General features: G+C 63.2%; 8 protein-coding genes. 5 read left to right on the top strand and 3 right to left on the bottom strand.

What is annotated here, in order from left to right:
- Nucleotides 1-246: 246 nt before the first annotated feature.
- The 4 genes from DM374_RS27030 to DM374_RS27015 all read left to right on the top strand — a co-directional run bounded on the left by DM374_RS27030 (nt 247) and on the right by DM374_RS27015 (nt 5044).
- On the top strand, nt 247-1638 hold the full coding sequence (locus tag DM374_RS27030) for an amino acid permease (protein ID WP_110972645.1): 1392 nt from the start codon (nt 247-249) through the stop codon (nt 1636-1638).
- 55 nt (nt 1639-1693) lie between these two features.
- Nucleotides 1694-3076 (top strand): NAD(P)/FAD-dependent oxidoreductase, encoded by a 1383-nt coding sequence (locus DM374_RS27025; protein WP_110972644.1) that lies wholly within the window; start codon nt 1694-1696, stop codon nt 3074-3076.
- A gap of 16 nt (nt 3077-3092) precedes the next feature.
- The gene (locus tag DM374_RS27020; protein WP_225422602.1) at nt 3093-3443 is read left to right on the top strand and encodes a cupin domain-containing protein; all 351 of its coding nucleotides are present in this window, start codon (nt 3093-3095) and stop codon (nt 3441-3443) included.
- Nucleotides 3444-3532: 89 nt separating this feature from the next.
- The gene (locus DM374_RS27015) at nt 3533-5044 is read left to right on the top strand and encodes a CoA-acylating methylmalonate-semialdehyde dehydrogenase (RefSeq protein ID WP_110972643.1); all 1512 of its coding nucleotides are present in this window, start codon (nt 3533-3535) and stop codon (nt 5042-5044) included.
- A 97-nt stretch (nt 5045-5141) separates the two neighbouring features.
- Here the strand turns inward: DM374_RS27015 and DM374_RS27010 are convergent, their stop codons facing one another.
- Entirely contained in the window at nt 5142-6578 is a 1437-nt protein-coding gene (locus tag DM374_RS27010; protein ID WP_110972642.1) for a PucR family transcriptional regulator, read from the bottom strand.
- 136 nt (nt 6579-6714) lie between these two features.
- Nucleotides 6715-6933 (bottom strand): hypothetical protein, encoded by a 219-nt coding sequence (locus DM374_RS27005; protein ID WP_110972641.1) that lies wholly within the window; start codon nt 6931-6933, stop codon nt 6715-6717.
- Nucleotides 6934-7083: 150 nt separating this feature from the next.
- Between DM374_RS27005 and DM374_RS27000 the strand changes: the two genes are divergently transcribed.
- On the top strand, nt 7084-7638 hold the full coding sequence (locus DM374_RS27000; RefSeq protein WP_110972640.1) for an NADPH-dependent FMN reductase: 555 nt from the start codon (nt 7084-7086) through the stop codon (nt 7636-7638).
- A 72-nt stretch (nt 7639-7710) separates the two neighbouring features.
- On the opposite strand, the gene phnX is transcribed toward DM374_RS27000, so the two are convergent.
- Nucleotides 7711-8538: a phosphonoacetaldehyde hydrolase gene (gene phnX, locus DM374_RS26995; protein ID WP_110972639.1), complete on the bottom strand. Its 828-nt coding sequence runs from the start codon at nt 8536-8538 to the stop codon at nt 7711-7713.
- Nucleotides 8539-8543: the final 5 nt, after the last annotated feature.

The following is an 8543-nucleotide window of genomic DNA, read 5'->3' as shown; positions in this document are numbered from 1 at the left end:
TTACCGCTCCTGTTGGCGGTTAAACAAAAAGGGCGATCCGCAAGGGTCGCCCTTTTTGCTTTGCGTATTTTATTTTTCACCCCTTTCTCCAAGGCGCCTACGGGCGCCTTTCTTGTTTCCGGATCTTCATACATTTGTACGAAGTGGCCGCGTCCATCCCGGATTTTGACGATGTTCAGTCCCCCGGCACCTGCATAACCTCCCCACAGGCTGCGTTGATTACCAATAACAAAAAGGAGACAACCAATGCCTGTACAAACCGAGCATGACCCGCGTTTAAAGCGTGCACTCAAGACGCGACACATCAGTATGTTGGCCCTCGGCGGCGTGATCGGCGCCGGGTTGTTCGTCGGCTCCAGTGCGGTGATCGCCTCTACCGGACCCGGCGCATTCATCACTTACGCCATCACCGGCCTGATCGTTGCGCTGGTGATGCGCATGCTGGGCGAAATGGCCGCCGCCCATCCCACTCAAGGATCATTCGTCGATTACGCGCGCATGGCCTTCGGTCGCCCGGCCGGCTATATGACCGGCTGGCTGTACTGGTATTTCTGGGTGATCGTGGTCGGCTTCGAGGCCGTGGTCGGCGGACAGATCATCAATGGCTGGTTCCCTGATCTACCGGTGTGGGCCATCGCCCTCGGCCTGATGGTCGGCATGACCTTGCTGAACCTGATGTCGGTGCATTCCTTCGGGGAGGCCGAATACTGGTTCGCCGGCATCAAGGTCGTGGCCATCATCGTCTTCCTGCTGGTGGCGGGTGCCTGGTCATTCAATCTATGGCCCGGTTCTACCGCGAGCTTCGCCAACCTCACGCAACACGGCGGCTTCCTGCCTCATGGCGTGGGTTCGCTGTTCACTGGCGTAGTAGTCGTGATCTTCTCCATGACCGGCGTGGAAGTCGCCACCCTGGCGGCCGCCGAGTCGGAAGATCCGTCGCGCAACATCCGCAAGGCCGTCAATACGGTGATGCTGCGGATCCTGGTGTTCTTCGTGCTGGCCACGTTCTTCATCGTGGTTGCCCAGCCATGGACCGAAATCACCCCTGGCAAGTCGCCTTTCGTCACCACCCTGGAACGCATCGGTATCCCCGGCGCGGGTGACATGCTCACGCTGGTGATTCTGGTGGCGGTGCTCTCGGTGCTCAACGCCGGTCTCTACACCTCGTCGCGCTTGCTTTACGTCCTCAGTTCCAATGGCGAGGCGCCGCGCTGGATCGCCGCCACCAGCCGCAAGGGCGTGCCAGTCCGCGGTGTGATCGCTTCGACACTGGTGGGTTACGGCTGCGTGGTGATCGCCGCCATCTGGCCTGACACCGTGTTCCAGTTCCTGATCAATTCCTCCGGCACCGTATTCCTCTTTGTCTACCTGATGATCTGCCTGTCGCAACTCAAGCTGCGCCGCCGCTGGGTGGCGGAAGGATCGCTGAAGTTCGCCATGTGGGCGCATCCGGTGCTGCCGCTGCTGGTGACCGGTTCGATCATCGCGGTGCTGGTGAGCATGGCCTTCGATCCGTCGATGCAGATGAGCCTCCTGCAATGCGTGATTGCCATCGTCGCCATCGCCGCCTCCTACCTGGCGCTTCGGGTGTCTGGCAGCAACACCGGGGTGAAAGGCCGGCCGGCGGAAAACGCTTAACCAAGCCGTATCGGACAGTGCCCCGTCGCGGGGCCGTCAATGGGAAGCCAACAGCATGTCAGCGAAATTTGATTTGACCCACTTGCCCAACAAACCGCTCTGGTTCGAACCGGCCCAGCCGCGTGCACGGCTGGACGGCGCGGTGGAAGCCGATGTCGCCATCGTCGGTGCCGGTTACACGGGGCTCTGGACGGCCTACTACCTGCTCAAGAGCGATCCGTCGCTGCGGGTGGTGCTGGTGGAAAAACGCGAAGTCGGCTTTGGTGCCTCCGGTCGCAACGGTGGCTGGGCCTCGGCGATCTTTCCGATTTCCCTGAACCGTGTAGCCGAGATGTATTCCCATGGCGCCGCACTCGAACTGCAGGCGGCGATGAACGACACCGTCGATGAGATCGGTCGCGTCCTCGCCCTGGAAGGGGTCGAGGCGGACTACGCCAAACAGGGTTTTCTGTCCCTGGCCCGCAGTACTCCGCAGATGAACCGGGCGCGAGCGACGGTGGAAGCCTCGGCGCGCTTCGGCCTGCCGGGTCAGTGGCGGACCCTCGATGCCTGCGAAGCCCAGGGCAGGGTCGGTGCCGAGGATGTTGTTGGCGGTCTTTACACCGAGCATTGCGCGCTGATCCACCCCGGCAAGCTGGTGCGCGGCCTGGCCCGTCTTGTCGAGCAGATGGGCGCGACGATCTACGAAGGTTCCGAAGTCACCGGGCTGACCCCGGGCCTGCTGAGTACGGCCCAGGGTTCGGTAAAAGCCGGCATCACCGTGCGCGCCACCGAGGCCTTCACCTCGCAGCAGCCGGGCCATTCGCGGTTCGTCATTCCGTTGTATTCGCTGGTGCTGGCCACCGAGCCGCTGCCGCTGGAACTGCGTCGCAGGCTGAATCTTGACCAGCGCCTGGCCTTCAACGACATGCGTCATTTGCGGGTATACGGCCAGGTCACCGCCGAGGGCCGGCTGGTGTTCGGCGGCCGCGGTGCGCCGTACAACTGGGGTTCGCGGATGTCGGAGCAGGCGGATCTGGTGGACAACATCCACGGCAAGATCCACGCAACGATGCTGGAGTTCTTCCCGGCGTTGCGCGAAACCCGCATCACCCATCGCTGGGGCGGCGCCCTGGGCGTATCCCGCGACTGGTGCCCGACCGTGAGCATCGACCGCAAGAACCGCATCGCCTGGGCCGGCAACTACGTGGGCGACGGCGTCGCCACCAGCAACCTGGCCGGGCGGATCCTGCGCAACCTGATTCTCGAGCGTGATGAGGGGATCAATCACCTGCCATTCGTCAACCACCGTTCCCCGGACTGGGAGCGCGAGCCCCTGCGCTGGCTGGGTATCAACAGCGGGCTGGCTGCCGCCTCGCTGAGCGATATCGAAGAGCGCTTCACCCATCGACCTTCCCGTACCGCGATGCTGCTGGAAAAGCTCACCGGTGCACACTAACTGACAGGAGAATCCCGTGACTGCTTTCACGATCATCAAATCCACCACCCTTAACGCCATGTCTCTGAACCCCGCCGGCCAGCGCGTCGGCGCCGACCAGGGCGACCCGCAGATCGCCACCCAGCGCCTTGCCCCTGAAGCGGTGGGCAGTCTGGGCGTGTGGGAGTGCCAGCCGGGTGGTTGGCCGGTAGTGAACCGTCCCGACACCGAGTTCACCTACATCCTTTCCGGCCGCGCCAACCTCACCGACGACGCCAGCGGTGTGGTGGTGGAAGTGAGCGGCGGCGACCTGATCATCCTGCCGCCGGGCTGGACCGGGCGCTGGGACGTGCTGGAAACCGTGCGCAAGGTCTACGCCATCTACTGATTCACGCTGTCCTTTCTTCTTTTCACCCCGACCGGCGAACCACGGGCCACGCACCCCGGTTCGTCGGTCATCTCCAGAGAATAAAAAACATGACTTCTAGCATCGCAAACTGGATTTCCGGCGCCGTCGCCGCCACCACCAGCGGCCAGCAACTGCCGGTCTACAACCCGGCCACTGGCGTGCTCACCGCCCAGGTGCAACTGTCCAGCCACGCCGATGTGGACGCGGCCGTGGCCAGTGCCAAGGCCGCGTTCCCGGCCTGGAGCAACCTGCCGCCGCTGCGTCGCGCCCGTGTCCTGAATAAATTCCTGGCGTTGCTCAATGAGCACCGCGACGACCTCGCCCGGTTGATCACCGCCGAGCATGGCAAGGTCTTCACCGATGCCCAAGGTGAAGTCACCCGCGGCATCGAGATCGTCGAGTTCGCCTGTGGTGCGCCACAACTGCTGAAAACCGACTTCACCGATCAGGTCAGCACCAATATCGACAACTGGACCCTGCGTCAGCCGCTGGGTGTGGTTGCGGGGGTCACCCCGTTCAATTTCCCGGTGATGGTGCCGATGTGGATGTTCCCGGTCGCCCTGGCCACCGGCAACACCTTCGTCCTCAAGCCCAGCCCGATCGACCCGAGCCCCAGCCTGTTCATTGCCGACCTGCTGAAACAGGCCGGTCTGCCGGACGGCGTGTTCAACGTGGTGCAGGGCGACAAGGAAGCCGTCAACGCGCTGCTGGTCCACCCCGACGTGGAAGCGATTTCCTTTGTCGGCTCGACCCCGATCGCCAACCACATCTATGAAACCGGTGCCCGCCACGGCAAGCGCGTGCAAGCGCTGGGCGGCGCGAAAAACCATCTGGTGGTGATGCCGGATGCCGATATCGATCAGGTGGTGGACGCACTGATCGGCGCCGCTTACGGCTCGGCTGGCGAGCGTTGCATGGCGATCAGTGTGGCCGTGTTCGTCGGCGAGGAAACCGCCGCGCAGGTGATGCCGAAACTGATCCAGCGCACCCAGGAACTGAAAGTCCTCAACGGCACCAACCTTGACGCCGAAATGGGCCCGATCGTGACCCGCGCGGCCCACGAGCGCATCACCGGCTACATCGAACAGGGCATCCAGGAAGGTGCAACCCTGCTGGTAGACGGTCGCGGCTTCAACGGCGAGACGGCTGGTGAAGGCTGTGGCGATGGCTTCTGGCTGGGGGGCACGTTGTTCGACAACGTCACCACTGACATGCGCATCTACAAGGAAGAAATCTTCGGCCCGGTGCTGGCTTGCCTGCGGGTCAAGGACTTTGCCGAGGCGGTGGAGCTGATCAATGCGCACGAATTCGGTAACGGCGTGAGCCTGTACACCCGTGACGGCCACGTCGCACGCGAGTTCGGCCGGCGCATTCAGGTGGGCATGGTTGGCATCAATGTGCCGATTCCGGTTCCGATGGCCTGGCATGGTTTCGGTGGCTGGAAGAAGAGCCTGTTCGGCGACATGCATGCCTACGGCGAGGAAGGGGTGCGCTTCTACACCAAGCAGAAGAGCATCATGCAGCGCTGGCCGCAGGGCACGGCCAAGGGGGCGGAATTCGCCATGCCGACCAGCAAATAAGCCATAAGCCATAAGCCATAAGCGGCAAGCTGCAAGAAAAGCAGGCGCGGTGCCTACTGCCTTTTCTTGAAGCTTGCCGCTTTCCGCTTGAAGCTGCTCAAGACAGGAGTTCGGTATTGCGCCCGGCCTGGATAGCGATCCAGAAGCGGGCGATGCCCTGGGTGGTGGTGGGCTTGATGCCGGTCAGTTGCTCCACCAGCTTCAACCGATAGACCAGGGTCTGGCGATGGATGCCCAGGTCCAGGGCGGTGGCTTTCCAGTTGCCGTCATTGTCGAGGAAGGTCATCAGGGTGGTCACCAGCGCCGCACTCTGGGTCCGGTCGTGTTCGATCAGCGGGCCGAGGTAGCGACCCACCAGGGCGCGGGCTTCGGCGAGAGATTTGGGTGCCATGATCAGCCCGGTCTCGACTTCGCCGTAACGCAGCACCGGCGCGTCGAGTTCCCGGGCCTGGGTCAGCGCCAGTCGCGCCTGTCGGACGCTTTCGCGGAATCCGCTGGCTGCGGCAATCGGTCCGCTGACACCAATCGCGGCGCGCGACCCAAGGCTGTTGCGCAGCGCTTCGATCAGGGCGCTGTCGTCCCGGCACAGCGCCAATAGCCGGCCATTGTCATTCAGCAGCAGCGGCCCGGCGTTGTGCAGGGCAGGGGCGTGATGGACCTCGTCGGGCGACCAGGGCCCGTTGCTGTCCGGCAGAATCGCCAGGCTCACCAGACGCCCGGCAAGGCCGCGGCGCTCCAGCAGCGGCCGGGCCAGGGCGAACTCGGTTTCACTGTCCAGCAGGCTGCGTAGCAGGGCCGAGCCTTCTTCGCGCTGTTGGTCGCGGTGAATCATCAGGCGTTCCAGCTCGACTCCGAGCAGGCCCACCAGCGAGCGCAGCAGAATCGAGTCGTCCGCATTGCGTTGCAGCTTGCGCGTCATCAGCAGATTGGCCCGCGCTCGCCCGGCGATGGGGATGCGCTCCACGGGCTGTGGGTCAGAATGAGTGGCATGGGTCTGGACGATGGTGGCGCCGCTCACCGCGTCCTCGATGGCCAGGTCCAGGCCCAGGGCGTCGCCGAGAATTCTCAGGCGCTCGGCCATCTCTGGCTCCTTGCGCAGGGCTTCCGCGTAGGTCTGGAACAGGCGTTCGCTGGCGTTGAAGCGCTCGCGCTGGGCTTGCAGGACGCTTTCGATCACATGGTGGGAGAGCTTGACGAACTCCAGCTCGAAGCTGGCGTGCAGCAAGGGGAACATCAGGCGATCAGCGGTCTCCAGCATTTTTGCCGAAAGGGCCGGAGCGTCGGGGCGCGGCGCGATCACCAGTGCACTGGGATTGCTCTGTATCAGGTGTTCCAGCCAGGTGACCTGCTCCTCTTCGCCAGCCGGCAGACCCAGGCCCGTGGTCATTACCAGATCGCCGGGAGACACCCAGCGCCAGGGGTCGGGCAAGTCGACGGTGTGGGCCCAGGTGATCAGCCTGCCGGTGCCGGCAAGCCCGGCGACGGCCTGCAACTTCAGCAGTTCGATATCGATCAGGTCCTGCACCGTGAGCATTGGGTCTTATTCCAGGACGTGCCGAGCCGCTTCATGCGCCGGACAGGTGGGGCATGATCTCAGATGCGTGAGGAAATTTCCTGTGTTGCACACGGCAAAACGGCCCGTGAGGCGGGCCGTTGGGGGGATGAGGGGATCAAGGAATCCGGATAATCTCCACGCCGCTCTGCACCAGCTCGAAACGGTCATCACCCAGATGATTGACCCGGTCGCCGATGGCGAGGCGGTAGGTGGTCACCGGCAATGAGGCGGCACTTCCATCGGCCTGGAGGGTAGCTTCCTGAAACTCATGCACGGGATAGATGCGCCCTTCAGCGTCCCGCGCATGGAATTGCCCGACCAGTACTGCTGTCATTTTGCTTGCGACCTCTGAAAAAAATGATATCTGTGGGCCATAGACCATGGCGCGCAGGGGGAAGTTTTGTGCGCCAGGAAAAAAACCTCACGGGCAGGGCTCATCATCTATAACTACCAATTCCCTTTATTCGTACAGGTGGAAGTGGTCATGAGCCAGGTTTATACGGTTGCTGTGCTGGTTGGCAGTCTGCGCAAGGCGTCTCTGAATCGCAAGGTCGCCCAGGCGCTTGGTGAACTGGCGCCGTCGAACCTTACGTTGAGAATCGTCGAAATTGGCGACCTGCCGCTCTACAACGAAGACATCGACACCGACCCACCCGCAGCCTACAAGGCGTTCCGCGAGCAGATCAAGAGCAGCAATGCGCTGCTGTTCGTCACCCCGGAGTACAACCGTTCGGTTCCGGGTGCATTGAAAAATGCCATTGATGTGGGGTCGCGCCCGTACGGACAGAGCGCCTTCAGCGGCAAGCCGGGCGCGGTGGTGAGTGTTTCGCCGGGGGCGGTGGGGGGCTTTGGCGCCAACCATCATCTGCGCCAGTCGCTAGTGTTCCTCGATGTGCCATGCATGCAGCAGCCAGAGGCGTACATCGGCGGCGCGGCGACCCTGTTCGATGAGCAGGGCAAGTTGTCGGAAAAGGCGCGGCCGTTCTTGCAGGGCTTTATCGACAGTTTCGCCAAGTGGGTGGCGCGGCATCAGGGTTGATGTCAGGGGGCTCACCCTGTGGGAGCGAGCTTGCTCGCGAAGGGCCGCAACGCGGCCCCGAATTGCATTGGCTTAAACCGACTGCGGCATTTCCCCCGCCGCCAGTCGGCGGTTGATATCCGCCACCACCGCCGGCAGCTCGTTGAGGGTGTCGATCAGGTAGTGCGGGCGTGAGCCCTCGAACAATGCATTGATCCGCTGGCGCTCGCTGGCCAGCGTTTCCGCGTCCAGCGCCTTGTAACCTTCATAGGTCAGGCCCAGGGCGTTGCCCGAACACACCAGCGCCACGGTCCACATCCCGGCCCGGCGACCTTCGAGGATGCCCGGTACGGTGTCGTCCACCTTCACGCATGCCGCGACATCATCGATGCCCAGCGCGATCACGTTGGCCAACGCTTGTGCTGGCCACGGGCGGCCATTAGGCGTTTCGTCGGTGGCCACCACGTGGTCGGCGACGTAGCCATTCTGAGTCGCAAGCTCCACCACCTTGTCCATCACCACTTTCGGGTAGCCCGAGCAGGAGCCGATCTTCAGCCCGTGCGCGCGCAATTGGCTGATGGTGTCCAGGGCGCCGGGGATCAGCGCCGAGTGCACGCCGATCTTTTCGATCTGTAGCGGCATGAAGCGGTTGTAGAGGGCAGTCACATCGTCGTCGCTCGGCGCGCGACCGAACACCTTGCGGTAACGCTCGGCGATCTGCGGCTGGTTGCACAGGGTGCGGATGTGGTCCCATTTGCCCATGCCCATTGGCCCGCGGGCTTCTTCGATGGACACCTCGACGTCGAACTCGGCGAAGGCCTCGACGAAGATCTGCGTCGGCGCGAAGGAGCCGAAGTCCACCACGGTGCCGGCCCAGTCGAGGATTGCTGCTTGCAGGCGTTTCGGGTTGCTGTAGTTCATTGCGG

The sequence above is a fragment of the Pseudomonas huaxiensis genome (genome assembly GCF_003231275.1).
Taxonomy (GTDB): Bacteria; Pseudomonadota; Gammaproteobacteria; order Pseudomonadales; family Pseudomonadaceae; genus Aquipseudomonas; species Aquipseudomonas huaxiensis.
The sequence above is the reverse complement of the archived record's forward strand: the minus strand, read 5'-3'. Positions and strand labels throughout refer to the sequence as shown.